At 45.7% G+C, this 25,836-nt stretch carries 27 protein-coding genes and 1 other annotated feature; of the genes, 1 reads left to right on the forward strand and 26 read right to left on the reverse strand.

Features of this window, described 5'->3' with window-relative positions:
- Positions 1–106: 106 nt before the first annotated feature.
- The 8 genes from AB4Z30_RS17845 to lspA all read right to left on the reverse strand — a co-directional run bounded on the left by AB4Z30_RS17845 (position 107) and on the right by lspA (position 6,655).
- Complete coding sequence (locus AB4Z30_RS17845; protein WP_441928733.1) at positions 107–1,411, reverse strand: DUF6080 domain-containing protein; 1,305 nt, start codon at positions 1,409–1,411, stop codon at positions 107–109.
- 36 nt (positions 1,412–1,447) lie between these two features.
- Positions 1,448–1,768 carry a permease gene (locus AB4Z30_RS17850; RefSeq protein ID WP_441928735.1) on the reverse strand — a complete coding sequence of 107 codons (321 nt, stop codon included), beginning with the start codon at positions 1,766–1,768 and terminating at the stop codon, positions 1,448–1,450.
- A complete protein-coding gene (locus tag AB4Z30_RS17855) occupies positions 1,755–2,045 on the reverse strand; it encodes an EamA family transporter (RefSeq protein ID WP_441928848.1) in 291 nt (96 codons plus the stop codon). Before AB4Z30_RS17855 ends, AB4Z30_RS17850 begins: the two co-directional genes overlap by 14 nt.
- A gap of 29 nt (positions 2,046–2,074) precedes the next feature.
- A complete protein-coding gene (locus AB4Z30_RS17860) occupies positions 2,075–2,707 on the reverse strand; it encodes an HAD family hydrolase (protein ID WP_441928737.1) in 633 nt (210 codons plus the stop codon).
- A gap of 39 nt (positions 2,708–2,746) precedes the next feature.
- Positions 2,747–3,658, reverse strand: a complete 912-nt coding sequence (locus tag AB4Z30_RS17865) for a decaprenyl-phosphate phosphoribosyltransferase (protein ID WP_441928739.1) — start codon at positions 3,656–3,658, stop codon at positions 2,747–2,749.
- A 181-nt stretch (positions 3,659–3,839) separates the two neighbouring features.
- Entirely contained in the window at positions 3,840–5,093 is a 1,254-nt protein-coding gene (locus AB4Z30_RS17870) for an LL-diaminopimelate aminotransferase (protein ID WP_441928741.1), read from the reverse strand.
- Positions 5,094–5,202: 109 nt separating this feature from the next.
- Positions 5,203–6,165 carry an RluA family pseudouridine synthase gene (locus AB4Z30_RS17875; protein WP_441928743.1) on the reverse strand — a complete coding sequence of 321 codons (963 nt, stop codon included), beginning with the start codon at positions 6,163–6,165 and terminating at the stop codon, positions 5,203–5,205.
- Positions 6,158–6,655, reverse strand: a complete 498-nt coding sequence (lspA, locus tag AB4Z30_RS17880; RefSeq protein ID WP_441928745.1) for a signal peptidase II — start codon at positions 6,653–6,655, stop codon at positions 6,158–6,160. Before lspA ends, AB4Z30_RS17875 begins: the two co-directional genes overlap by 8 nt.
- 235 nt (positions 6,656–6,890) lie before the next feature.
- Between lspA and AB4Z30_RS17885 the strand changes: the two genes are divergently transcribed.
- On the forward strand, positions 6,891–7,628 hold the full coding sequence (locus tag AB4Z30_RS17885; RefSeq protein ID WP_441928747.1) for a TraR/DksA C4-type zinc finger protein: 738 nt from the start codon (positions 6,891–6,893) through the stop codon (positions 7,626–7,628).
- A 40-nt stretch (positions 7,629–7,668) separates the two neighbouring features.
- Here AB4Z30_RS17885 and AB4Z30_RS17890 read toward each other — a convergent pair whose 3' ends face one another.
- The 18 genes from AB4Z30_RS17890 to murG all read right to left on the reverse strand — a co-directional run bounded on the left by AB4Z30_RS17890 (position 7,669) and on the right by murG (position 25,830).
- Positions 7,669–8,031 (reverse strand): DUF5665 domain-containing protein, encoded by a 363-nt coding sequence (locus tag AB4Z30_RS17890; protein WP_441928750.1) that lies wholly within the window; start codon positions 8,029–8,031, stop codon positions 7,669–7,671.
- A gap of 218 nt (positions 8,032–8,249) precedes the next feature.
- Entirely contained in the window at positions 8,250–11,348 is a 3,099-nt protein-coding gene (gene ileS, locus AB4Z30_RS17895) for an isoleucine--tRNA ligase (protein WP_441928752.1), read from the reverse strand.
- Between the two features lie 104 nt (positions 11,349–11,452).
- Positions 11,453–11,743, reverse strand: a binding site (T-box leader).
- A 57-nt stretch (positions 11,744–11,800) separates the two neighbouring features.
- Positions 11,801–12,331, reverse strand: a complete 531-nt coding sequence (locus AB4Z30_RS17900; RefSeq protein ID WP_441928754.1) for a DivIVA domain-containing protein — start codon at positions 12,329–12,331, stop codon at positions 11,801–11,803.
- 246 nt (positions 12,332–12,577) lie between these two features.
- Complete coding sequence (locus AB4Z30_RS17905; protein WP_441928756.1) at positions 12,578–13,360, reverse strand: RNA-binding protein; 783 nt, start codon at positions 13,358–13,360, stop codon at positions 12,578–12,580.
- Between the two features lie 15 nt (positions 13,361–13,375).
- Positions 13,376–13,639 (reverse strand): YggT family protein, encoded by a 264-nt coding sequence (locus AB4Z30_RS17910; RefSeq protein ID WP_090923796.1) that lies wholly within the window; start codon positions 13,637–13,639, stop codon positions 13,376–13,378.
- Positions 13,640–13,655: 16 nt separating this feature from the next.
- Positions 13,656–14,123, reverse strand: a complete 468-nt coding sequence (locus AB4Z30_RS17915; RefSeq protein WP_441928758.1) for a cell division protein SepF — start codon at positions 14,121–14,123, stop codon at positions 13,656–13,658.
- Positions 14,114–14,815 carry a YggS family pyridoxal phosphate-dependent enzyme gene (locus tag AB4Z30_RS17920; protein ID WP_441928760.1) on the reverse strand — a complete coding sequence of 234 codons (702 nt, stop codon included), beginning with the start codon at positions 14,813–14,815 and terminating at the stop codon, positions 14,114–14,116. The genes AB4Z30_RS17915 and AB4Z30_RS17920 overlap by 10 nt, the downstream gene beginning before the upstream one ends.
- Before the next feature lie 6 nt (positions 14,816–14,821).
- A complete protein-coding gene (gene pgeF, locus AB4Z30_RS17925) occupies positions 14,822–15,721 on the reverse strand; it encodes a peptidoglycan editing factor PgeF (RefSeq protein ID WP_441928762.1) in 900 nt (299 codons plus the stop codon).
- Positions 15,722–15,775: 54 nt separating this feature from the next.
- Entirely contained in the window at positions 15,776–16,168 is a 393-nt protein-coding gene (locus AB4Z30_RS17930; RefSeq protein ID WP_441928764.1) for a YlmC/YmxH family sporulation protein, read from the reverse strand.
- Positions 16,169–16,386: 218 nt separating this feature from the next.
- Positions 16,387–17,169: an RNA polymerase sporulation sigma factor SigG gene (gene sigG, locus AB4Z30_RS17935; protein ID WP_110898501.1), complete on the reverse strand. Its 783-nt coding sequence runs from the start codon at positions 17,167–17,169 to the stop codon at positions 16,387–16,389.
- Positions 17,170–17,280: 111 nt separating this feature from the next.
- Positions 17,281–18,003, reverse strand: coding sequence for an RNA polymerase sporulation sigma factor SigE (gene sigE / locus AB4Z30_RS17940; RefSeq protein ID WP_090923750.1), 723 nt, complete (start codon positions 18,001–18,003; stop codon positions 17,281–17,283).
- 11 nt (positions 18,004–18,014) lie between these two features.
- On the reverse strand, positions 18,015–18,995 hold the full coding sequence (gene spoIIGA / locus AB4Z30_RS17945) for a sigma-E processing peptidase SpoIIGA (protein WP_441928851.1): 981 nt from the start codon (positions 18,993–18,995) through the stop codon (positions 18,015–18,017).
- 374 nt (positions 18,996–19,369) lie between these two features.
- On the reverse strand, positions 19,370–20,479 hold the full coding sequence (gene ftsZ, locus AB4Z30_RS17950; RefSeq protein WP_434750146.1) for a cell division protein FtsZ: 1,110 nt from the start codon (positions 20,477–20,479) through the stop codon (positions 19,370–19,372).
- Between the two features lie 150 nt (positions 20,480–20,629).
- Positions 20,630–21,901 (reverse strand): cell division protein FtsA, encoded by a 1,272-nt coding sequence (gene ftsA / locus AB4Z30_RS17955; RefSeq protein ID WP_441928767.1) that lies wholly within the window; start codon positions 21,899–21,901, stop codon positions 20,630–20,632.
- 295 nt (positions 21,902–22,196) lie between these two features.
- Positions 22,197–22,964 (reverse strand): cell division protein FtsQ/DivIB, encoded by a 768-nt coding sequence (locus tag AB4Z30_RS17960; RefSeq protein WP_441928769.1) that lies wholly within the window; start codon positions 22,962–22,964, stop codon positions 22,197–22,199.
- Between the two features lie 59 nt (positions 22,965–23,023).
- Positions 23,024–24,307, reverse strand: coding sequence for a UDP-N-acetylglucosamine 1-carboxyvinyltransferase (gene murA, locus AB4Z30_RS17965; protein WP_441928771.1), 1,284 nt, complete (start codon positions 24,305–24,307; stop codon positions 23,024–23,026).
- 62 nt (positions 24,308–24,369) lie between these two features.
- Complete coding sequence (locus AB4Z30_RS17970; RefSeq protein WP_441928773.1) at positions 24,370–24,555, reverse strand: hypothetical protein; 186 nt, start codon at positions 24,553–24,555, stop codon at positions 24,370–24,372.
- Positions 24,556–24,720: 165 nt separating this feature from the next.
- Positions 24,721–25,830, reverse strand: coding sequence for an undecaprenyldiphospho-muramoylpentapeptide beta-N-acetylglucosaminyltransferase (gene murG, locus AB4Z30_RS17975; RefSeq protein WP_441928775.1), 1,110 nt, complete (start codon positions 25,828–25,830; stop codon positions 24,721–24,723).
- Between the last annotated feature and the right edge of the window lie 6 nt (positions 25,831–25,836).

Genomic DNA, 25,836 nt, shown 5'->3' on the forward strand with positions numbered 1-25,836 from the left:
CAAAAAGAAAAAGCTTCCTGAACGTCACCGTTCAAGAAGCTTTTTTATTACGAAACAGAACTTTACGCATGCTGATATTTACATGTAATCTTCTTCTGAATAATTATTATTGGACTGAACGCTGCTGCTCCAGCTGTTCATAAGATTGTTTAACCGTCGTTAACGTTTCGAAATGACGATAGATATTGTTCCCTGCCGTAACGAGCAGCGATGCCAAGAGCAGTCCAATCAGTACTTTTTTACCAAACCCGGAACGCAGACCACTGATAAACATACCACCGAGCAGATAAAAAGCAAATAAATAATGTCCTGCATACAGGTACATATCATATTGGTATACAGCCAGCCCGAATCCAACAACGATATGAAGCAGGAAAGCAAATAAAATGTAAGGCATCAACGTCCACACACTTCGCTCTCGAATACCACGAATGAAGCCTGCTAGTGCAAGAAGCAATAAAAATCCTCCAGTAATCTGAACATAAAGCGGATTAGAGCGGGAAAGATCGGTAACAAATGCGACCATACCCGGATCAAGCAAATGCACTTTGGGAGATAACATCGGATTAATCGTAAGTAATACTAATGCTTTAAAATGTGCAGCCCACTGGAAAGGTGTCGCATAACTGGTACCTCCATTTTGAATCCCTAACAGCCAGTTGCTGACCCAACTTCGTCCGCCAAAGGCAACATACTGAATAGCAGTTAACACCACGATCATCAGCACGGCCAGTGCCATGATGCCAATATATTTTTTCCATCCCGCCTTGTTACGCCATGCCTGCATATTAAAGAAGACAGCCCCGGCAAACGGTATAATATTGGTGGAAGTTAATCCGAAGTTAATTGTGGCTAGCAGCGCATTCGGGACATAACGGATGTCCCTCTGTGCACGTGTGTACTGCAAGTAAACAACGGACAGAAGAATCACAAATTGCACATACGGATACGAGTCCGGGATAAAGGCGGTAAACATAAGATACGAACTGAAACCAAACAATAAAGCGAACAACAGCGGTGTATAGGAAGGTTTCTCTTCATTTTGGCTTAGAAAAACAAAAGCCAGCACAACCGAGCCTGCATTCACAAGCGATTGCAAAATCAAGAAGAACCAGTTTCCTCCCAGCAGTTTGGAAATAGCCGCCAATGTCACTGCCAGATAAGAAATTAAAGGATGAATCACAGAGGAACTGTTATCCCCGTAATACATCGAAGGATCGAAATTAAACAGATTTAGGGGGAACAAGGCCGTATTAAACGGTGTATATTTTCCCAGCATCTCTGCGTGTTGACTAATATACAAAATATAAGATCCATTTATTAAACCATAAAAAAGGGCAAAGCCCGCAAACAAAACAAAAGAAATACGGGTCACTCTACGATCATAAAATATGTAATCTAAAAATTTCATGCGTTCACATCCAATATTTGAGATAAATTTTAAACACTATAGTACGAGTAGGCATAATCCACCCATTATACAGGCCACACCCATCCAGCGCATCGGCCCCACAGTCTCTTTGAATGCCCATTTCGCGATGATAAGCGTCCAGACATAGGTTAATGCGTTGGCAGGCAGTACAACGGTTAACGGCAGGAATTTTAGCAATAAGATATTCAGCAATGCACCTGTTCCATAAAAACCAAGGCCTATGAGCACATGAAGTCGCTTGCGACTGGTTGCATAATATTTCAATCCCGCCCCGCCCATCGCTCCGCATAACGTCATCACAACTAATACAGCAATCATCCAGCTATCGATCCACACTGGTTAACGTCACCCCGATTCCCAGGAGCACAACTGCTGCAAGCTTTTGTACCGTAATTTCTTCACCAAGCAAGAAGTATCCATAGATTAAAGCAAAAACATAACTGGCACACATTAACGGATAAGCTACCGATAGCTTCTCCCGAGCGAATGCCTTAATCATTAAAATTGCACCCAATCCGTAACATAGAAAACCGACGCCCATGTAGGTCCACTCCGTCAATCCCCATTTCCAGAACAACTGCCCGGTTGCTGTCAGAAACGCAGAGGCCAGCATCAACCATTTGCCGGTATGACGTGCCGAACTTATTTCCCCCACGTTAATGCCTCCATCTCCGGAACACGTTTGTTAATAAAATACCGCTGGCTCACAAGTTGCATGACGGGAAGGTCGGATAACGAGTCCGAATAGGAGCAGGATTGCTCATAATCAATTTCCAACTTTTTTTCAGCCAAATAAGCCTGAATCCGGCGTACCTTTTCTTCCCCTTTACAGTTGGCACCTTCAATGATGCAGGTATATCCATTCTCATGCCGGACAAGCTCGGTTCCGATGACATGATCGACCCAAGGGAAGTTTTTGAAGTACTTCATATACGCATGCGGGGAAGCTGTCACGAGTAGCACATGATAACCGGCTTCCTTCCGATGTTGCATCTCTACACTGGCCTCGGTAAATATGGATGTGCGCAGGTGGGTATCAAAAAAATGTTCCAGATCCTTTTCAGACATGCGCCTGATTTCTTGAAAATAGGAACGTTTAACACGTTCAACCGTCATAAAGCCCGCTTTGAATAATATCGTGTGAAGAGCAATGACAGGTAATCTCCATACCTGCCACGGATAACGTCGCATCCCGTAATATACAAACTGGAACATGGAGTCACTGCGTATAATCGTTTTATCGATATCAAAGATCGCAACCTTCGTACGTCTCACCCTGATCCCCCTCTATCTTATATTCTCTTCTCTCTACATCTACTCGAAGATGGCAAAAATCGTAATCACACTCACTACATACAAAATAACAGTAATCAGGATAGGCTTGTCCTCAAACAAAACCCGGTCCGGTGATCCACCCTGATTTTTCATATGGATGAGATACAGATACCGGAACATGCCATAGATCACCAGCGGAATGGTCCACATCAGATGAATGGTGCGATCCGACGTAAAGGTGAACAGTGAATAACTGATGATGGTTGCTGTCGTCACGATCGTGTTGAACTGATCCAGTAACGTTATCGAGTAATTATCCAGCACCTTACGATGTGATCCCGTGTTGCCTTCGAGCAATGTAAGTTCATTTCTCCGTTTACCAATCGCCAGGAAGAGTGATAACAGCATTGTACAAATTAGGAACCAAGGTGTGAACGGAACATGAATCAAGACACCCCCAGCAATGGCACGTAGAACAAATCCAGCTGCAATGGTCATCATATCCAGAATAACGAGATGTTTAAGCACAAATGAATAGGATACGTTCAGCAAAAAGTATACCACGCACAACACACCGAATAACGGGTTCATCATAAAGGCGGCTACCAAAGAGATTACCAGCAGTGCAATTCCGAATAATAACGCATGTGCAGGATTAACCTGACCGGAAGCAATGGGGCGGAACTGCTTGGTCGGATGCTGTCTGTCCCGTTCCCGGTCTACATAGTCGTTTAATATATAAACACAGCCTGCAACCAGACTAAACAACAGAAAACCAACCCCTGTTGCAACAATCGTTTCTGTTTGAATTTCCTCAAATGAAAACAACAGTGCTGCAAACAACAATAAATTTTTAGTCCACTGTTTAGGCCTTAACAATTTGAATAAGCCGGATATCGTTCCAGCGCTGCCCTCAGCCGATGATATCGTATTTTGCCTTGATGAAAACAATGGTAATAGCTCCCTTCAACAACAATTCTGACTTTGATGTCTATACAAATAACGTAAAGACTTAATCATAAGTTGCTTGGTTATTTTTGTAAAGAGTATAGAGTATATATTTTGACATAAAAAAGAGACCGTTTCCGGTCTCTTTATACCAATCATAAGTCTATATTATCCCATGTTTGAATTAAAATTCAAACTCTACATCACTCAGACGACGTTTGATTTCAGCAATAACCCGTTTCTCTTCCTCTTCGCCATTTGCGATAAATGTAACGGAGAAACGAACAAAGTTACCTGCATCATCCCAAGGTACGGATGAGATCAGTTTCTCACGGATCAGGAATTGAGAGAAATCTTCACCCGACTCGAAGCGACGTCCACCTACAACACCTTTTGGCGCTTCAACATAGAGGAAGAAAGAGCCCTTCGGTTTCTCAGCCTGGAAGCCCAGTTCATTCAATGCTGTAACCAACATATCGTGACGACGGGAATACTTCTCTGCAATTTTCTCTGTGATTTCCGGATGATTCAATCCGTAAGCAGCTGCCTTCTGGATCGCGATGAATTGACCGGAGTCATTGTTGTCTTTCACATCACTGAATGCTTTAACTACAAGTGGGTTACCCGCTACAAATCCGATTCTCCAGCCAGTCATATTGTACGATTTGGAGAGAGAGTGCAGTTCCACACCTACATCCTTGGCACCAGGTACGGATAGGAAGCTGAATGGTTTCTTCCCATCATATGTCAGTGCTGCATAAGGTGCATCATGGACAACAACCACATTGTATTTTTTCGCCCATTCAACAACCTCAGTGAAAAACTCTACCGTAGCACTTGCGCCAGTCGGGTTGTTCGGATAGTTCAGATAGAGCAATTTCGCACGTTTAGCAATGTCTTCCGGAATCGCCTTCAAGTCAGGCAAGAAGTTATTCTCTTTCGTCAATTGCACGTTGAACACTTCTCCACCCAGATATTTGGTGTGTGTGCCCATAACCGGATAACCAGGAACCGTCATAATGGTTACGTCACCAGGGTTAATGAAACAAGAAGGCATCATTGCCAAAGCCGGTTTGGAACCAATGGAGTGTACGATCTCAGTATCTGCATCAATACCTTCCACGTTAAATACGTTTTTCAGATATGCTGCTGCTGCAGCCTTGAATTCAGGAATCCCGTTATCGGCATAACCACGATTCTCCGGTTTGCCCGCTTCTTCAGCAAGTGCAGCTACGATGCCTGCATCTGCCATCTCGTCCGGTTCACCTACTCCAAGGTCAATCAGCTCGACATCGGGAAAGTCTTTTTTTGCCGAAGCTTTCGCACGTTTGATTTTCTCAAATTTATAGATGTTGGTGTCTTTACCATAGTTGGAGCCACCGATACGGTCGGCAAAATTAGTTTGGATATATGTTTCCTGATATTGTTCGATACTCATATGTCGTTCATCTCCTCATTTGACGCAAATTTCTCATGTTTTAATATGAAGTATTTGAGCATTCAACACCATGGACAAAATATCCGAACATTTGTACTTTCTTCAAGCGTCAACGGCTTCTCAGCGAAGCCAGTACATCCTCCATATCCTGCGGGATCGGCGCGTTAAATTCCATGTATTCTCCTGAAGTAGGATGCACAAAACCGAGTGTTGCTGCATGAAGGGCCTGTCCATTCATTCTAATCCCCTTATTTCGTCCGTAGGTCGGATCACCAACAAGGGGATGACCGATAAATTTCATATGCACCCGGATCTGATGAGTACGTCCTGTTTCGAGCTTCAGCTCAAGTAAGGTGTAGTCATTAATACGCTCTGTCACTGTAAAATGAGTCACCGCATGTTTGCTATTGCGCTCCGTGACCGTGTACATTTTACGATCATTCGTGTCACGCCCGATCGGTGCATCTATCGTACCTTGATCATGGCTGAGATGGCCGTGTACCAACGCAATATAACGTCTGTTGACACTATGCTCCTTTAACTGGGCCGCCAGCGAAGCATGAGCACGGTCGTTTTTGGCAGACATAATCAAACCTGACGTATCCTTGTCAATCCGATGTACAATCCCCGGACGCAGCTCACCATTAATGCCGGAGAGATCCTTGCAATGATACATCAAAGCGTTCACAAGTGTACCGGACGTATGCCCAGGTGCCGGGTGTACGACAAGTCCACGTTGTTTGTTAATGACAATCAGGTCACTGTCTTCGTAGACCACTTCAAGCGGAATGTCCTCCGCAACGATCTCCACCACAGCAGGCTCAGGAATCTGTAATACGATCTGATCCCCCTCCGATAGTTTCGCATTGGCTTTCACTACAGAACCATTAACCGTAACTGCCCCGTCTGCGATCCATAGCTGAACTTGCGAGCGAGACACGTTATCTACAGCGTCTGTAATGTATTTATCCACACGTTCCTTCTTATGTTCAGAGGCAACGATCCATTCCAAACGTTCCTCACCGTTAAATTGTTCTTCATTATTATGTTGTTCCTCATTAAAATTACTCATGATGCTGCTCATTCCCTTCAATCTTTGCAGCCGCTTTTTCACGGCGTCCTTCAAGCAATGTTTCTACAACAATCAACGCTACTCCGATACAGATCGCCGAGTCAGCAATATTGAAAATCGGAAATGTGTAACTACCAAAATTAAGCTGCACAAAATCTACAACTTCCCCTGTCAAAGCACGGTCAAGGAAGTTGCCAATCGCCCCTCCAAGCACCAGGCTAAGCGCTACCGGAAGCAATTTGTGCGGAGTATCTTTTACCTTTTGCAAATACCAAATCAAGGCGACAACCACAATGATGGTCACCACAATAAAGAACCAGCGTTGGTCCTGCAAAATGCCAAACGCCGCACCAGAATTACGATGGGAAGTGATGACAAAAAAATTGCCAATGACCGGAATTTCTTCTCTAAGTTCCATCCGGGTAGCAATCAGGAACTTCGTTCCCTGATCCACTAAAAATACGATAAAAGCAAGGATATAATACACCACGTTTGTTGTCACTCCGTTCTTGTCTTTTCCAGCGATACCAAGCATTCGCCAGACTTATTTATTGTAGCACAGCTATTCAAAGATCGTCCATGACATGGCAAACGTGCAAGGCAGAAGCAGGCTCAGACGGCTTGGAAAAAACGATAACATTTGCCTTCTCTAATCCCGCTCCAAAAGGTACATCCTAGGATGGAGACATCAACCGGATTCCAGATGGAACAGAAAGGGGAAAGCCATGTCACATTTTACAGCCGAGCAAATGCAATCTCTACGTTCCCAGCTTTTATCCGACAAACGAGATATCGAACACCGGTTATCAGAAAATGAACACTACGGCTTGGGAGACTCTTTAAAATTGCAGACCGGTGAACTGTCACCGATCGATAACCACCCTGGTGACCTTGCCACCGAGGTATATGAGCGAGAGAAAGATATCTCTCTGTTAGAGCATGATGAGTTTCAACTCGAACGTATTGATTCAGCCCTGCATTCAATCGAAGAAGGTCATTACGGTACATGCGCTGTCTGCCAACAACCGATCCCTTATGAGCGTATGGAGGCTGTCCCATACACAAAATACTGCAAAAAACACCAGCCTGAGACGGTCGTTTCCGAGAATCGTCCTGTCGAGGAGGAATTCCTTGCTCCATCATTCGGGCGTACCAGTCTGGATGAACGGGAGGATCAGAACGGTTTTGATGGTGAGGATGCCTGGCAGATCGTAGAGAGCTGGGGTAATTCGAACTCACCTGCAATGGCGGAAAACGGTGATATCGACAGTTACGATGTGATGGCTATTGAAGCTACGGAAGAGCTAGACGGCTTTGTCGAGGCTTACGAAAGCTTTGTCGCAACAGATATTTATGGTCATGATGTCTCCATTGTCCGTAATCGCCAGTATCGACAGTATCTGGAGAATGGCGAGGGCTTAGGGCTGCTTGAACCCGATGCCGAGGACGATGAAACGTATTGAGCTTAGTCGAAGTTAACTACATGAAAGGCAATTTATGTTTTTAATACGTGTTCATATCAAGCTGCCGCTGTACAATGCGCACAATATCGGCAATATAATCCCCCACGATGGGCAAGTTTAATGCTCCAAGAACTTGTAACACATAGATAATGGTTGCGGCAAAAAAGGTGAAGCCAATCGCGATTCCTACACCTCTCGCTGCACCAGACAACAGATTTAACCCGATGAGTTTCCATGGTCTGTTCAGCAATTCTGTATATTGTGCAATTCGTGAACGCTCAAGTTCATTGGCAAGCCGGTTCGTTAATGTATGTAACTCTTCGATTTTGTCCTGGGATGTATTCACGGAATCCGTTGCAGAGGTTTCTTTCATGGGTTCGACTGACTGTTCTTGTTTGCTCATTTTTTGCTCCATTCCTTACATGAGTATAGATCAAACTAACGAATTGTTTAGAATAAACTTCACATTTCAATCATTGCCTTATCCTCGAAAAAACAAACGAGCCCAGCTTATGGAATTGCTTCCTAAGCTGTGGCTCATTTATTTATATCCTATATTTAATCACATGTCCTGATCCAATTGATCAAGTTATCCGCAAGAACAGAAAACGTCCCTATCCCCTAGGCTTCAATATAGATTCCGATGGCTTTGCCTCCGGCTTCTACACGCTCCATTGCATCCTTCTTACCAAATGTCACGTCTGTGACGAGTACATTTTCGCGCAAGACATCGTCGAAAGCTTCAATTGCTGCTTGAAGATCTGCATCTACATCCAACGTCAGACGCACTCTTTTTTCAATTGGCAGATCCAGTCGTTTGCGTGTATCCTGTACCGCTCGAACCACTTCACGAACCCAGCCTTCCTGCTCGAGCGCCGTTGTAATCTCCGTATTCAGCGCAACAGTCAATCCGTAACCGGATGCCGAAGCAAACCCGGATTTGGCCTGTTTCTCAACAAGCAGTTCCTCATCTGTCACCTGCAGTTCCTCGCCTTCCGGAGAAACCACGTTAAACGCACCTTCTGATACCACTTTACGAGTCTCATCAGCCGTCATGCCTTTAAATAGGTTTTGCAAGAACCCTACGTTTTTACCGTATTTTTTGCCTGCAACTTTGAGATTCAGCTTCAGTGTAAAGTCAACAAACTTCGCATCGTTATGCTCTGTACGGATTCCTTTCACGTTGATCTCTTCCTTGATGATCTCTTCATAGCTTGCTAGATCGAAACCTTTATCGAGAGAAACGATCAACTCGGACAGTGGCTGACGGGTTTTGATACCTGTCTCGTTACGAACGTTACGCGCAAGCTCAACGACGCGGCGAGCTGTTTCCATATCTTGCTCCAGATCCGCATCGATTAATGTTTCATTCGCTACAGGATAGTCATCCATATGCACACTTTCGCCAGTTGTCAGGTTGAGGTAGATGTCCTCAGCAAGCATTGGAGTGAATGGCGCAACCAGCTTCGCTGTAGTCACGAGCACTTCGGTAAGGGTACGATACGCATCCAGTTTATCCTCTGTCAAACCACTTCCCCAGAAGCGATCACGGGAACGGCGGATATACCAGTTACTGAGCTCATCTACAAAGGCTTCGATCGCTTTGGAAGAGTTCAGATAGTCGTTCACAGACAATGCTTTCTCTACCACAAGAATCAAGCTGTTCAATCTGGACAGAATCCAGCGATCCAGTTTGTGAGCAGACACTTGGAATGGATGTTCCTGTGGATCGAATCCATCGATGGTCGCATACAGAGTCAAGAATGCATGAGTATTCACCAGCGTATCCACCATTTTGGATTTTGCTTCCCCTACGATACCCTTGGAGAAACGTTTGCTGTTCCACGGTGCACTATCAGACAACAACGCCCAGCGGAATGCATCCGTACCGTACTCCTCGATGACTTCCCATGGATCGATAACATTGCCTTTAGATTTAGACATTTTTTGGCCATTTTCGTCCAGTACATGTCCTGTTGCCATAACGGCTTTATAAGGCGCTTTGCCTGTCAAAAGTGTAGATACCGCAAGCAAGCTGTAGAACCAGCCGCGCGTCTGGTCAATCCCTTCACAGATCATATCCGCAGGATATTGCTGTTCAAACACTTCTTTATTTTCAAAAGGATAATGCTGCTGTGCAAACGGCATGGAGCCGCTGTCGAACCAGACATCAATCACTTCAGGCGTACGCTTCATTTCGTATTTGCCACAAGAGCTGAGCACTTTTACTTCATCCACATACGGTTTATGCAACTCCAGATTTTCAGGCACATCCCCCACGGCACGCGCACGTAACTCAGCGATGCTATGAGGAGCAAACTGTTCGCCTGTCTCTTCACACACCCAGATGTTTAGCGGTGTTCCCCAGTAACGGTCACGGCTGATGTTCCAGTCCACGAGATCTTCGAGGAACTTCCCAAAACGGCCTTCACGCACATGACCCGGATACCATTCCACTTCACTGTTGTTGGCAATCAACTGGTCTTTGATCGCTGTTGTCTGGATAAACCAGCTGTCCATTGCGTAGTACAGAAGTGGAGTATCACAACGCCAGCAGAACGGGTAGCTATGCTCGTATTTCTCTTTGCTGAACAGACGGCCATTCTCGGACAAGTATCTTACGATGTCAATGTCGCAATCTTTGACAAAACGACCTGCGAACTCAGTCACTTCTGCCACAAACTTACCTTCCAGATCAACCATGTTTACAAAACTGATGCCATTCTCGCGACATACACGGTAGTCATCTTCACCATGTGCAGGAGCCAAATGAACGATACCTGTACCACTTGCATCTGTTACAAATCCTGCACCAAGCACGATATTCGTTTTCTCAGCCTGTACGTAGTTAAATGGCGGGCTGTACGTTTTACCGACCAGGTCTGCACCTTTCAGTGAACCGATGATCTCATACTCGCCTTTGCTGTCTTTCATTACTTTTTCCACCAGATTCGTCGCCATGATGTACACTTCATCGTTTTGACGTACACGGGAGTAATCCATTTCCGGGTTAACAGCAAGAGCAACATGAGAAGGAAGTGTCCATGGTGTCGTCGTCCAAGCCAATACGAATTCGCCGCTGTTTTGCAGCTTGAATTTCGCTGTTGCACTCAGATCTTTAACGTCCTTGTACCCTTGTGCAACTTCATGCGAAYTCAGTGTTGTCTGGCAAGAAGGGCAGTATGGACTTACGCGGTGACCGCGGTACAACAAACCTTTCTCATGGATCGTCGCAAGGATGTTCCACACACTCTCGATGTAGTTGTTGTCGAGTGTGATGTACGGATTATTCATATCCGTCCAGTATCCGATGCCTTCCGTCAAGTCGCGCCACTGCTGCTCGTATTCAAATACGCTCGCTTTACACTCGTTGATAAATTTCTCTACGCCATAATCTTCGATTTCCCACTTGTGGGAGATGCCCAACTTCTTCTGTACACCAAGCTCTACAGGTAAACCATGTGTATCCCATCCCGCTTTACGTACAACGCGGTAACCCTTCATCGTGTTGTACCGACCCACAAAGTCTTTGATTACACGGCCGAGAACGTGACCGATATGTGGTTTACCGTTCGCTGTAGGGGGACCTTCATAAAATACAAAGTTTGGCTTACCCTCTCGATTCTCAATAGAGCGTTTAAACGTATTCTCCGTTTTCCATTTATCTAACACGCGTAATTCTCGTGCGCGTGCTTTCTCTTTGACATCCACTCGTTGCATGTTGATCAACTTCCTTTCTGTTGTTAAGATGAATCGATTGTAAAAAACCACTAGTGCTGCTCATTCCGCTCACCGTTTTGGGACACAAAAAAACCTCGTCCCTGGAAAGGGACGAGGCTCTGCTCGCGTTACCACCCTAATTCTGTTCATCACAAACCACATTCAGGTTACCCTGAGTATGCTCTGTCATCAACAGCGCTTAAGCCCCGCTAAACTGATGCAGGGTACCGTTATAACGTACGGTTTACGGTTCAGCTTACACACGGCATTGCATTACCGCTTCAGCGTCACTTCTCCGGGGAGATATTCGGCTATAACTCATCCGTTGGTTTGCACCAGACACCAACTCTCTGAGGGATGAGATCATAACGTACTGAGCCCGTCATGGAATCACTATTCAATATGAATATAGTTATAGCTTCTTTACCCGCAAAAGTCAACCGGGCGGCAGACTAATAAATTTCTTTCATCTCCCGCTCACGATCACGCACTTCCTGCTCACGGCTCTCCAGTGCCTGCTCACGGCTCTCCAGTGCTTCCCAGCCATCCTGTGTCAGCAGTTCCAGCTGAGCTTCAACAAGCGTGCGGAAACGCGCACGATAGATGGATGCCTGCTTCTTCAGCTCTTCCACTTCCAAAGCAATCTTACGTGATTTACCAAGGGCTTCGTTAACGATTCGGTCTGCATTTTTCTCTGCTTCCTTCACGATTAACTGAGCTTCCTTCTTCGCGTTACTCTTCACATCGTCAGCAGCTTCCTGTGCAATGATGATCGTTTTGCTAAGAGTCTCCTCGATGGTAGCAAAATGATCCAGCTTCTCCTGAACGGACAGCAGCTGATTGCTCAGCTCTTTGTTCTCGCGGATGACGCCTTCGTAATCTTTGATGACTTGATCCAGAAATTCATTGACTTCATCCTCGTCATACCCACGCAAGCGTCGGGAGAATTCCTTGTTATGTATGTCCAGCGGCGTTAATGGCATGCTGTCCACCTCCTGTAAAAATTCCTTCTCACGATTAGAGAAGGTTTGCAGCACATGGGTTCCACCCAAGGGGGCCCTATACAAGATACCGAATCTGGCAACTTGTACGGAATACAAGTTCTGTCCTGACATGACATGATCAGATATCCAAATATCTTGCACTTTAATGTATATCGGAATCGCCGAATATTTTTTTACCTTTACGTTTAATATTTCGACAAGAATTCGGATTATCCTGCAACAACCTCAAGCAAATTTCCCGATTTTCACTCGGCAACGTCCCTTTTTGGTCATTCCATCCTGTTCCAACACCTTGAAACGGCCAAATCCTTGAATGGATACCACATCCCCCGCCTTTAGCGGCTTCGAAGGGTCTTCCACCACTTTCCAGTTCACTTTACAGCGCCCTGCCTTGATCGGAACCAATACTTTGCTTCTGCTCAGTCGATACACATCTGCACAGATGCCATCCAGTCGTAATGATGCGACGGTAATATCTATGGTGTCCAATTTCGTCTCAGACCATTTCATCTGATTCAATGGCAGTAGCTCTGTAAATACATGTAGCCTGTGCACCTGATTCAATTGAAGCGATAAAAAAGCGCCGGTCTCCGCTGCCACTACAGTATGGCAACCATCCTCCAGCACTTGAATATCTCCAATCTTGCCTCGTTTCATCCCGAGTCCGAGCAGGGAACCCATATAGTCCCCATGCTCGAGTTCAGAGATTTTCTGATCGTCAGACGTAATGCTAAGCACCTGCATCCCCATATCTTCATCATCCAGATATCGATAATCGGGTGCAATCAATGCACGTTTGCGTTCAGCCGCTTCGTAACCGCCGTCCAGACGAATCTGAACGTCATCGGTACGGTTGACCAGAGTTTGAAGAATAAACACCTGTCTTGGATCAAGGAAATCGGTGAGCTTCACATCATGAACCTTGCTCGCCCGTTCAACCCAATCGGAAGCTTTATCTACAAAGTCACGCTCATCATGGCTAAAATGTTCGTAAATATCACCACTCATCTATGTCACCCTAACCTAAAATGTCAAATACTGAACGATAGAGAGTAACCCAACAAGCGCCAGTCGAAGGACAAGCAGCGCCACAATCGGGGAAATATCCAGCACACCGAACAAAGGCGGGATAAACCGGCGGAAAGGACTTAAGTAGGGTTCAACAAATTTGCCTAACAATTCACCGATGAAGCTTTCCCGTGCGTTGGGAAGCCATGACATCAATATGTAGACAATAACCATGTAAAAATAAATCTGGTATAGCGTTCCCAATATTCCTTCAATCATCTGATACAAAAAAGGCTCACCTCATTCTGTTATAATCTTGCTCGCTGTCAGCCAGTATCTCCGTAATGGTTCCCTGAATTTCAACCGTATCTGGCGTACAGAGAAAAATGTTGCCGCCAATTTTAGATATACCGCCGCCTAATGCATATACCGTGCCGCTCAGAAAATCAATCACACGTAAAGCCTGATCCTGACGGATTCGCTGCAGATTCACAACAACGGTACGATGCGACCGTAGATGGTCGGCAATCTCCTGCGCTTCGTCATAAGAACGAGGCTCATAAAGGACAACCTTTACATTTTTCTGGGAATGAATGCTAACCACATTATTACCCCTTTGGTTTCTACGTTTATCGAGTGCAGAGGTTTCATTTTCCTGATGTTCAGAATCTTGTTCTTCCTGTGCAGCAAGACGCTCCCGCTCTACAATCTCTTCCTCTTCCTGAAGTCCCAGGAAATTCATAAATTTGTTCATTACGCCCATCGTGTTCCCTCCTCTTTTCCTACGAGAATTGATCCAAGTCGCACCCAAGTTGCCCCTTCTTCAATGGCCACTTCGAAATCGTTGGACATGCCCATGGACAACTCGGTAATCGGTTCAGTTGTCAATGCTTGTCCATTCAAATCCTCTCTCAGTTCACGTAACCCTCGAAATACAGGGCGCGTCAACTCTGGATCTTCCTCATGAGGCGCCATCGTCATCAGACCGATGACCTTAAGGTTTTTGAACGATTGAATATCCTTCAGAAAAGAACTTGTTTGTTCAGGCTGCAAACCATATTTGCTCTCTTCGCCTGAAATGTTCACCTGCATAAATGTGTTCACCTTAATTCCCAGTGAGCCGGCTTTTTTATCCAGTTCTTTTGCAAGTGACAAACGATCCAGTGAATGTATGTATGCAAACTTACCAATGACGTCTTTCACCTTGTTTGTCTGCAAATGACCGATAAAGTGCCATGTCCCCTTCTGGCCAAAGGCTTCCCATTTTGCCTGTGCATCCTGCCAGCGATTTTCTCCAATATTCTCAAGACCATGCTCAAGCACAGCACCCGTCGTTTGCAGTGAAACATATTTCGTGACCGCAATCACATTCACATCCTCAAAAGTGCGGTTGCTGCGCTTACACGCATCTTCAATCTTCTGATTAACTTGTTGTATACGCTCCTCCAATGACACAGAGGGTCACCTCTCTTCCAGCCCAATCCAGCTTGCCATTCTTCCCGTTACCCCATTTTCCTTACGATAGGAAAAAAAAAGTTCGGGATGACAACTTGTACACCATGTTGTACATTCGATATGATCCGGCAATATTCCTGCTTTCATCATAATGTGTCGATTGCATTCTTTCAAGTTTAACATCGTTTTTCCGTTCGCAGCAGGTGTATAAATGCGTTTTGAAGCAGAATCATTGTATTCATCATTACCCTGAGGTTCATCAAGCCAAACCCGCACATGCTTCATGACAGCCTCATCCACTTCATAACAACAATCCCCGATGGATGGCCCAATAGCCGCTCTTATATCCTCTCTCCGGCTTCCATACTCTCGTTCCATCGTTTCCACCATAGAGACAGCAATACCTGCAACTGTGCCTTTCCATCCGGCATGAGCGAGCCCTACAGCCTGTTTCACCGGATCATAGAAATACAGCGGAACGCAGTCAGCGTAAAATGAAGTCAGCAGAATACCAGGTATGTTAGTCACCAGACCATCCGTATTCTGCAATGCCGATTGACGATCCAGCAGGCCTCTGCCCCGGTCTTTAGCTGTAATGACAGCTACCTCTTTACCATGCACCTGTTCGCCACAAGTCCATGCATCCAGCGAAAAAGCAAGCTTCTCCGTGACAAGGCGGCGATTACCAAGCACTGCTTCCGCTTCATCCCCAACGTGATACGCGCAATTAAGGGTAGCATAAGGTTCCTGACCAGCACCCCCGTGTCTGGTTGTAAAACCAACCGTTAACCGTTCAAACGAATGTTTCCAAGGTTCAATATATAATAACAGCGGATCTTGTTCACTATGATACGTTTGCCCTTTTATATCCTTAACGATATCTTTATCCAATACAAATGGTTCCATTCCTGATCACCTCACAACTTCCAGTTTACCAAATGCAGATGCATTCTGTCTCCTTTATATCGTTCTTCGCTGACTCCGATCCAATCGTTCCTGTCGCTCTGTGCGTTCTGAGCGGCCCTGCTGCTGCTCATCATACAAACGTGCTTCACGTTCACGTTCGTCATAAACCTGTTCCTTCACCTCATCCATTTTGACCAGAATGACATCTGAGCCAATCTTCACAATATTTCTCCAAGGAATGATCAGATCCGTTCCTCCGCCAAACAACCCCATAAAACGGCTATATCCTGGCACAACGATGGCTTCAATTCGCCCTTGTTTGAGATCCAGTTCCAGATCACTGATCTGGCCAAGACGTTTGCCATCCGTAATATTAATGACATCCTTCGTTTGAAAATCGGAAATTTTAATACCGCGTGATGTTGAGTCACTTGTATTCAGTCTCATCCCTTCCGCCCCCCGTTAACGCTCATCTGCCCGTTCTGCATCCTTCTATACCAATATATGTCCTGTAGGCGAAAAATGTCCTTTTTTTCAATCGCACATTCCAAAAGTGCACCCGATTAAAAGCGTTCTTCCATAATCCTCCTCCCTCCTCCTATGCACAAAAAAGACGATCAATCGAATGGTTATCCGACCGATCGTCCCTTTTGTTTTATGTGATTCTACGACTTCACATGTTTCTGCATCTGCTGAATAGCCGATTTTTCGAGACGTGAAACCTGAGCTTGTGATATCCCGATTTCGTCCGCTACTTCCATCTGGGTTTTCCCTTCAAAAAAGCGCATCGACAAAATCATCTTTTCCCGTTGACCGAGACGATGCATGGCTTCCCGCAATGCAATTTCCTCAATCCAGGACACATCCTTGTTTTTGTCATCACTGATCTGATCCATCACATATATCGGGTCTCCCCCATCATGATAAATCGGTTCAAACAGAGATACCGGGTCTTGAATGGCATCTAATGCAAAAACAACATCTTCCTTCGGCACATTAAGTGCCTCTGAAATCTCAAATATCGTCGGCTCGCGTGAATTTTTATTCGTCAGGCTGTCACGAACCTGAAGTGCCTTGTAGGCGATATCCCGTAGTGACCGGGATACTCGAATCGGGTTATTGTCACGCAGATATCTGCGAATTTCACCGATAATCATCGGCACCGCATAAGTTGAAAATTTGACATTCTGGGATAAATCAAAATTATCAATGGCTTTCATCAGGCCGATACATCCAACCTGGAACAGATCATCGACAAACTCCCCCCGATTGTTAAAACGCTGAATGACACTGAGTACCAGACGCAGGTTGCCATTCACTAATTTCTCTCTTGCTGAGCGATCATGGTGCTGCTGAAGGGAATGGAATAATTCCCGCATTTCAATATTGGTGAGAACAGGCAACTTTGCGGTGTCCACGCCACAAATCTCGACTTTGTTTCGGGTCATCGTGATTTACCTCCCAAGGAGAAACATTAATGTACATTATCTCCGGGGCAGGCTTTTTTATTCGTCGTTGGCACCCTTGCCAGTAATACCCATTCTTCTATTTTCACTGGATCAGACCATTTTGTTGAACTCTTTTCGAAGCCTCTTAATTATTCTTTTTTCAAGCCTGGAGATATAGGATTGGGAGATTCCAAGCAGATCCGCCACATCTTTTTGCGTCTTTTCTTCGCCATCCGTCAAGCCAAAACGAAGCTCCATAATCATCCGCTCGCGATCCGTCAGTTTCTCCAGTGCTTTGTGCAACAGCTTACGATCTACCTGTTCTTCAATATTTCGATAGATTGTATCGTTCTCGGTGCCTAACACATCAGATAATAAAAGTTCGTTTCCATCCCAATCAATATTAAGCGGTTCGTCAAAAGAAACCTCAGTACGGATTTTACTGTTACGCCGCAAATACATCAATATTTCATTTTCGATACACCGCGAAGCGTAAGTAGCGAGCTTGATTTTCTTTTCCGGATCGAAGGTATTTACGGCCTTAATCAACCCGATCGCACCAATGGATACCAGATCTTCGATATTGATGCCTGTGTTCTCGAACTTGCGAGCAATATACACGACCAGACGCAGATTACGCTCAATTAACATGGCACGTATAGCAGAATCTCCTGACGATAACTTCTGTAGCAAGTACTCCTCTTCTTCCCGTGTCAATGGAGGTGGAAGTGCCTCACTTCCCCCGATGTAATAAATCTCTTCACTTTTCAGCCCAAACAGGAACAACAAACGATAATATTGCAGCTGGGCAACCAGTTTCCATTTCACAAGCATGTAGGTTCCTCCTATACCACATTCAGCGGCTTTTCTGTTACTTCCGCGGATGGAGTCTTAGACTGCGCAGAAGCATCTCCTTGCACCAACTCAGGATGAATTACGGCCTGATATTTCCCGTCTGACGACAACACGCCACCATCCAGTCCAATCAGAACCTTTGTCGTCACATATTCCGTTCCCTCCATCGTCACTTTGACCTGATCTGGCTTGATCGCCAGCATAAACGCCGTTCCTTTGTTAATCCCTCGATAGGGAACCAATCGCAGTCGATCCTGCCACTGAAAATGTTGATGATCCAGCTCCATAATGAGGTTGTCCGGCGCTTCATGCTTCAGTCTGCTCTTCCATGAATTAGGCAGCATATTCTGCCACAATGAAACTTCCATGACCATCACTGGCATACGTGACAGTGGATCTGTAAGCTGATTGCCTGTATCCAGAAGGCCTGTACAAGACACAACAACTTCATCAATGCTGACCTCTACTTGACCAAGGTACGTGGTCATTCGATCTGCTTTACGTTTGGCACCTTGCACAATTTTGAATAATAAGAGAACCGCGAAGAATACAATAAATGTGAACCAGAACGCAACCTTGAGATCAAATGACATACCACCAGATGCTGTAAACCAGATGCCATTGAACAGATCTCCCGAACTCTGAAGCATATAGTGCACACCCAGGATGCCTCCAGCTGCCACAAAATTAATAATATAAAATGTACCCAGCGTCCTCAGAAAAGACTGCAATCCCTTATATCCAAAAGCGATACTCAACATAACAAGTGAGAAGCCAAACTTGATTAAAAACGTGAACAGAAAATCAAATTCCGGTACAAACATCATCACAACATATAACGCGCCAACGATGGCCGATAATAGCCATCTCCACCAGGCCAGCTTCGTTTGGCGCATCCAAGCCGTCAATCCAATGAGCGCTCCATCAATACAAAGATTTGTCAAAAAGATGAGATCGACATAAACAACCACGCTCTTCACCTGCCTGCATCCAACCTATCGAAATAAATGACTGTAGCGATCTCGCATGCTTCGGATCGAATCCACCCAAATGCCCCAGATTGAATTGTCTCAATCGCTTCGGATTGGATCGACTCAATTGCCTCGGACTGAATCGACTCAATTGCCTCATCATTTCGATATTCATGAGCATATTCCCAAGTATACGGAGCCTCCTGTTCAAAGTCTGTCTAAATGTGGGAGCTTGTTTCCAACTTTTTTTGTCGGAATACGCAGGCGAGTTGTTCAGAATTTGTTCATTCCTGTATGTTAGACTGTATAAAAAACAGCAAAAACCCGGCTGCTGCAGAAGCAGCGCCGGGTTTACAAGAGGTAGAATTAGCGTATTATTCGTTATTGTTGTTGCGGGAACGATTGCGTAAAAATGTCGGAATGTCCAGCTGATCATTGCTTGGCTGGTTTCCAAATGGACGAAGATTCGGTGAACGCGTCTCTGCTGTCTCTGTTGCTGCAGCAGGTTTGCGCACTGGCGGAGCAGAAGGCTTATCTTCAAACCCAGTCGCGATTACCGTAACCTTGATCTCCTCTTTCAGATCTTCATCAATGATCGCACCAAAGATCATATTCACTTCCGGATCGGAAGCCGAAGTAACGATCTCTGCTGCTTCATTCACTTCATACAGGGACAGATTAACGCCACCTGTAATATTCATAATTACGCCACGTGCGCCTTCAATGGAGGTTTCAAGCAAAGGGCTCATGATCGCTTTGCGTGCAGCTTCTGCAGCGCGGTTCTCACCCGTTGCTTCACCGATACCCATCAATGCAGATCCACGCTCGTGCATGATCGTTTTGACATCTGCAAAGTCAAGGTTGATCAAGCCCGGTACTGCGATCAAATCGGAAATACCCTGTACCGCTTGACGCAATACGTTATCTGCTTGGCGGAATGCCTCCAGCATCGGCGTCTTTTTATCTACGATCTCAAGCAAACGGTCATTCGGAATAACGATCAGTGTATCTACTTTTTCCTTAAGCGCCTCAATACCTTGTTCTGCATGGCTGGAACGCTTACGGCCTTCAAAAGTGAAAGGGCGTGTTACCACACCTACAGTGAGTGCACCACACTCTTTGGCGATTTCAGCGATCACTGGAGCTGCACCAGTACCTGTACCACCGCCCATACCGGCTGTAACAAATACCATGTCCGCACCTTTCAATGTGTTCATGATCAAGTCACGGGACTCTTCGGCTGCTTTTTTACCTACATCCGGGTTAGCGCCCGCACCAAGACCACGAGTTAATTTATCACCGATTTGCAGTTTATGCTCGGATTTTGCCAGGTGTAACGCCTGAGCATCCGTGTTCACTGTAATGAACTCAACACCTTGTACACCATTTTCAATCATTCGGTTAACTGCGTTGCTACCTCCGCCGCCTACACCGATGACTTTAATCTGAGCCAAGCTCTCCATCTCAAAATCAAATTCCAACATATAATTCCATCTCCCCCTCAATGTGCATGGATGGCCCGTCCAATTTTTGATTTGAACCGAATCAATTTCATATATCGACGAACGAAAGCGTTTATTTTAGTACCAGCGCATTCAGACGGCTTCAAGAATGTATGAAATGGATCCAACCTGTTATATAAATTCACTGAACATATTCTTCAGTCGTTCGAACAGACCGGGTTTTTGCTCCGATTCCTGTGCCGTATTTGGCTTCGGACGGTTCRTCGGTTTCTTGCTATTATTGTTGTTACCGCCATTGCTGCTCGAGGGCCTGATGCGCAAACTGCGAATAACATTGTGTAAAATACCAACGCCACTGGTATATCCAGGATCCCGAACACCAATGTAATCTGGAACGGCAACACGCACCGAAGCAGCAAGCTCATGCTGTGCGACTTGCAGAACACCAGGCATAGAGACCGTACCTCCCGTTAGTATATAACCTCCAGGAAGCTCGTTGTAACCAAGGCGTTTGACTTCTTGCCCGATCATCTGAAATATTTCCTGAACCCTAGGTTCAATAATGGCTGCAAGATCCTCTTGGGAAAACTCCTTGTCCACGTTGCTGCCAATGCGCGTAACTTTGAACATCACATCTGAGGCAGCGTCATCAAGCCAGGCACAACCATACTTCAGCTTAACTTTCTCTGCCTGATCCGTCAAAGTACGCAAACCATAAGCAATATCATTGGTTACAAATTCCCCACCGATTGGCAGTGTTGAAGTGGCAACCAAACTATCCTCTTCAAAGATGGCGATCGTTGTAGCTCCTGCCCCGATATCCACGAGCACAGAGCCCATTGTTTTCTCATCCTTGGACAGGGCGAGTTGACCTGCTCCCAATGACATGAGGACTAGGTCACTCACTTTTAATCCCGCTTTTTCCACGCAGCGCAACAGATTATGTATCGCGGTTTTAGCCCCCGTAATGATGGTTGCTTCAACTTCCAAACGAACACCAATCATACCACGCGGGTCTTGTATGCCTTCCAAGCCATCTACAACATATTGCTTGGCGACAACATCAATAATTTCCCGTTCGGGCGGAACCGCAATAACTTCGGCTGCTTTCAACACCCGCTCCATGTCTTCTTCTCCGATCTCACGATCCTCGTTCGATACTGCCACCACACCGTGACTGCTCATAAGTCCAATGTGATTGCCCGAGATTCCAACATATACTTCGGATATTTGAATACCTACCATACGTTCTGCATGATCGACTGCATTGCGAATCGACTGCACCGTCTGATCGATATCTACGATTACACCTTTGCGAATTCCTTCCGAGTCGGCAGATCCAACTCCAATAATATTAAAGGTTCCATTATTAATTTCCCCAATAATAGCGCGAATTTTGGATGTACCGATGTCCAAACTAACAATGATGTCATTGTTGCTCAAGTCTGTGGCACCTCCTGACTCCAATAGTAAAATACGTTCGGGTTCAAACACTCATTAAAACATATTCAACACAGCTTAGGCTTTCCCTCTTTTTTCTACAATTTTTTTGGGTGCCAAGTTCTGGATGTGTAACATAAAACCTTGAAGAAAAAAGAAGGAGGCAACTCATGTGCCGTAAGTTTAAGTGTACCATTTTTTCTTCATCTCAGAAAGAACAAGTTTCATACATCAACCGGTGCTAAAACCCGACCCTGCCTACACTTTTGCGCAATGTGCCGCCAATCAGCGGCATGCATCATTGCCCTACCCCCGGCTCAGCATTATCCTCTGGATTATCCGGTATAAACGGCACATACGTATCTGCCTCAAGCATTGTAATTTTGCCAGGCCGTTCCGTCTCGATCACCTGATTTAAATACTCCACTTTATCCGTTAACAGCGATATCGTTGTAATCACTTCAAACTGTGATTTGGTATACATACGGATCTGATCCGGAAAAGAAGGTGTTGGATTGGGTATGATTTCGGAAATGTCGGTCGTTAATTCATTCGGAATTTGAGCCAATGCCTCGCTCAGTTTAGCTTTGAGCGGATCATTCGGCTTCCATTGCGTCAGAATCGGCTTCTCAACAGCAACCCCAATCGTTGGCGGAACATTAAGGCTCGTCCCGTTGGATAATATGGCTTTAAGTGCCCCGGTTGCATCCAACTCATAAGCGACTGTCGGGAACTCATGCACCTTGATATGGATCGTACCCGGAAATTGCTTGTCCACCGTAACGGTTGAGACAGCTTTAATCATTGTAAGACGTTCTATAATTTCGGATGCACTTGTTCCAAAAAACTGGTCGCCTTCCTTCAGGCCACTCTTTTCCAGCAACTCCGCAGTCGCTGTGTACACATTACCCGTAATTTCGATCTCCGATATACGGCTTACAGAAGATCGAAAGAATAATACAGCCAGCAATACAATAAATAATAATAATAGGATAATTACAATTTTACGGCTTGTGTTTCCTTTTGGGCGATTCTCCTTGAGAACCGGAATTTGACTTTTAGGCATAATAACGCTCCACAAAGCCTCAGGTCCCCTCCTCTACCAAGAAGGGGACGCCAAGGACGTTAATTGGCAAAATCCAACTGTTTCGAAACAGTCGACTGTCTCTCCACCGAGGCTCCAAGACTCTGGAATAACTTTTCGATCTGATCATATCCCCTGTCAATGTGGTGCACTTGCTCCACAACAGTTTTACCTTGAGCCGCCAGACCTGCAATAACCAAAGCTGCACCTGCACGAAGATCTGTCGCCTCCACAGTAGCACCATATAATCTTGGAACACCACGGATAAAAGCTGCGTTCAGATCAACAGAAATATCTGCTCCCATAACATTCAGTTCATCCACATGTTTAAACCGGCCTTCAAAAACAGTCTCTTTCATCACACTGAATCCATCTGCCAAACTGAGCAGCACCATGAATTGTGATTGCAGATCCGTTGGAAACGAAGGATACGGAGAAGTCACGATACGGTCTACTGATTTGGGGCGGGTCATACAACTCACAGTCATTATATCATTGCAGACTGTGATTTGAACACCAGTGCGCTTTAACACATGTATAAGCGAAGTAAGATGTGCCGGATTGCAGTGTGTAAGCGTAACATTGCCTCGGGTTGCAGCAGCAGCAATCATGACGGTTCCAGCGACAATCCGATCCGGTATGATTTCATAGGTGCAGGGTTGCAACTTCTCAACACCATTTATCGTGATTGTATTGGTGCCAGCCCCCATAATTCGTGCCCCCATCGCATTCAGAAAATGCTGCAAATCCTGAATCTCCGGCTCCCTCGCTGCATTGAAGATTGTAGTTGTGCCCTCTGCCAGCACAGCAGCCATCATAATGTTTTCGGTTGCTCCGACACTAGGAAAGTCCAGATGAATATCAGCTCCAGTCAGATTGGCTCCATGGCATATAATTTGCTGATCCTGCTCTTCAATCACTGCCCCAAGTGCTTCGAGCCCCCGGAGATGAAGATCGATCTTGCGTTCTCCGATTGCACAGCCTCCTGGCTGATATACGGATACTTTCCCAAACCTTGCGAGCAACGGCCCCATCAGAAAAATGGAAGAGCGCATTTGCTTCATTAGGTCTTCTGGCACATCATGTGACCGGACCAAAGACGTATTGATCGTCACTGTTCCCTGCTCATGCCTACACGTGCATCCAAGCCGTTCCAGGATATACAGCATTACTTCGATGTCCAGCAAGTGTGGAACGTTGTGCAGCGTAATTTCTCCGTCTGCGAGCAAACTTGCGGCCATGATCGGTAAAGCGGCATTTTTTGCTCCATGGATGCGTATGGATCCTGATAGGGGTCGCCCACCTTCAATCACCAATTTGTCCAATGTATCACCTCCGGGGTTTACGCTCACCCACTGCGAAGACATACGGTATCAGGTTAATACCGTCATGAGATGACATATGCTACGATTAGACTGTGTAAGGGTGAAGACGTCCTCTGCTGTCGCTTGGCCTGTGTGAACAATGAAAAGTAGTACATCCACTGTCCCAGTACAATCTCAGCGAATTGAAATATCCGTGACACATCCGATCCATGAGAACCTGCAATCCATCCCTCGGTTTTACCGCTCATGACTAGAGAGGCCGCCAGGCAGGCTTCCGATCTTACCCCTGGTGAATCTACTCCGATATGATGCTGTGCTGCGGTATCATGGAACGATTGTCACGATTTATACGGTATCTTATGTCAGTCCCGTCTGGTGTGTGACAATCGCCCATAAACATGACTTAACTCTAACTAACGTCCCGCAACAAGACGCTTGATTTCGTTTACGAGCACTTCTGCTGCATCCGGTTTCCCTAATCGCCGAGAAGCCTCTGCCATCCGTTTACGTCCCGATTCGTCATTCATAATGCCCGCAATCGCTTCATACAGACCTTTGCCTGTAAGATTTCTCTCCAGCACTGTGAGTGAAGCTCCTCCCTTTTCAAGGGTACGCGCGTTGGCTTCCTGATGATTGTTGGTTACGTTTGGTGACGGAATCAGAATCGACGGAATCCCCAGCGATGTAATCTCCGCCAGGAACGAAGCTCCGGCGCGATTGACAATCAGAGAGGTGCAAGCGAGCACTTCAGGCATGTTATGTACATAAGGAAGTACATGTAGATGATTGGGCATCGTTCCTAAAGAACTGCGGATCGATTCACGGGTTTCATCGAAATAGGTCTCACCAGTAACGTAAACCACATGTACATCATCCAGTTGCTCCAACATCGGAGCCATCTCGATCATCGCCTGATTGATTGCTTTGGCTCCCCGGCTTCCGCCAACGACAAGCACCACACGGCTATCCATCGGAACACCTAATGTGGCAAATCCACGATTCCGACTAGCTTGAGCTACCGTTGTTGCTCGCGGGTTGCCAGTATAAATGACCTTTTTAGCACCAGAAAATGATTTTTCAGAGCCTTCGAAACTTACAGCAACCGTATCTACGTAACGCATGAGAAACTTGTTCGTCAGACCTGGGATCGCATTCTGTTCGTGAATCACACTTGGAATTCCCAGCTTCGCTGCTGCATATACCACAGGTCCGCAGACATAACCTCCTGTACCGATGACAACATCAGGCTTGAATTCCTTCAGCATTTTTTTGGACTTGCGTACGCCCTGAACGAAGCGCATGATGGTCTTTACATTTTCAAAAGACAACTTACGCCTGAAACCTGTAATGTCAATCGATTTAAAAGGGATATCTTCCTGAGGAACGAGTTTACTTTCCAGTCCTCGGGTTCCACCAATGTATAAAAACGTCGAGTCGGGATTCTCCGCCTCGCATTGTCTTGCTATGGCAACGGCCGGATAAATATGTCCTCCTGTACCGCCGCCGCTAAGAACGACTCGCATCGTATA

It is taken from the genome of Paenibacillus sp. 2TAF8, assembly GCF_052114825.1.
Classification (GTDB): Bacteria; Bacillota; Bacilli; order Paenibacillales; family Paenibacillaceae; genus Paenibacillus.

Bases quoted from the DNA above. Each gene is read 5' to 3' on its own strand.
- AB4Z30_RS17910 (WP_090923796.1), bottom strand. From the start codon at position 13,639: ATGATTGAAGGAATATTGGGAACGCTATACCAGATTTATTTTTACATG.
- AB4Z30_RS17970 (WP_441928773.1), bottom strand. From the start codon at position 24,555: ATGAGCGGTAAAACCGAGGGATGGATTGCAGGTTCTCATGGATCGGAT.
- murG (WP_441928775.1), bottom strand. From the start codon at position 25,830: ATGCGAGTCGTTCTTAGCGGCGGCGGTACAGGAGGACATATTTATCCG.
- AB4Z30_RS17930 (WP_441928764.1), bottom strand. From the start codon at position 16,168: ATGAGACTGAATACAAGTGACTCAACATCACGCGGTATTAAAATTTCC.
- ftsZ (WP_434750146.1), bottom strand. From the start codon at position 20,479: ATGTTGGAATTTGATTTTGAGATGGAGAGCTTGGCTCAGATTAAAGTC.
- pgeF (WP_441928762.1), bottom strand. From the start codon at position 15,721: ATGGAACCATTTGTATTGGATAAAGATATCGTTAAGGATATAAAAGGG.
- AB4Z30_RS17915 (WP_441928758.1), bottom strand. From the start codon at position 14,123: ATGGGCGTAATGAACAAATTTATGAATTTCCTGGGACTTCAGGAAGAG.
- sigG (WP_110898501.1), bottom strand. From the start codon at position 17,169: ATGACCCGAAACAAAGTCGAGATTTGTGGCGTGGACACCGCAAAGTTG.
- AB4Z30_RS17870 (WP_441928741.1), bottom strand. From the start codon at position 5,093: ATGAGTATCGAACAATATCAGGAAACATATATCCAAACTAATTTTGCC.
- AB4Z30_RS17855 (WP_441928848.1), bottom strand. From the start codon at position 2,045: ATGCTGGCCTCTGCGTTTCTGACAGCAACCGGGCAGTTGTTCTGGAAA.
- AB4Z30_RS17845 (WP_441928733.1), bottom strand. From the start codon at position 1,411: ATGAAATTTTTAGATTACATATTTTATGATCGTAGAGTGACCCGTATT.
- AB4Z30_RS17900 (WP_441928754.1), bottom strand. From the start codon at position 12,331: ATGCCATTAACGCCGCTGGACATACATAACAAGGAATTCTCCCGACGC.
- AB4Z30_RS17875 (WP_441928743.1), bottom strand. From the start codon at position 6,165: ATGAGTAATTTTAATGAGGAACAACATAATAATGAAGAACAATTTAAC.
- AB4Z30_RS17960 (WP_441928769.1), bottom strand. From the start codon at position 22,964: ATGCCTAAAAGTCAAATTCCGGTTCTCAAGGAGAATCGCCCAAAAGGA.
- sigE (WP_090923750.1), bottom strand. From the start codon at position 18,003: ATGCTTGTGAAATGGAAACTGGTTGCCCAGCTGCAATATTATCGTTTG.
- AB4Z30_RS17905 (WP_441928756.1), bottom strand. From the start codon at position 13,360: ATGAGTGGTGATATTTACGAACATTTTAGCCATGATGAGCGTGACTTT.
- AB4Z30_RS17885 (WP_441928747.1), top strand. From the start codon at position 6,891: ATGTCACATTTTACAGCCGAGCAAATGCAATCTCTACGTTCCCAGCTT.
- AB4Z30_RS17890 (WP_441928750.1), bottom strand. From the start codon at position 8,031: ATGAGCAAACAAGAACAGTCAGTCGAACCCATGAAAGAAACCTCTGCA.